General features: G+C 52.7%; 1 protein-coding gene. It reads left to right on the forward strand.

Translation table 11 applies throughout. The features are described 5' to 3' along the window. On the forward strand, positions 1-207 hold a 207-nt coding region (locus HK25_RS13010), incomplete at both ends, for a hypothetical protein (RefSeq protein WP_158092946.1).

Genomic DNA, 207 nt, shown 5'->3' on the forward strand with positions numbered 1-207 from the left:
TTGATGGCGTCACGACCACTACAGAAGAACCTGTTTATGAAGCAGATGGTAAAACTCAGGCAACACAGCAGACAGTTCGCTATGAGGAGCTTCTGTCTCTTGGGATTTTCTGTGAGCGTCTCGAACGTGCTGATCTGGCTGCGCGCGTAACCGCGCTGGAAGCTAAATCGACCGCAGCTACTGCTACGACCTCCACCGCTTCCACAA

Source organism: Acetobacter sp. DsW_059, assembly GCF_002153695.1.
GTDB lineage: Bacteria > Pseudomonadota > Alphaproteobacteria > Acetobacterales > Acetobacteraceae > Acetobacter > Acetobacter thailandicus.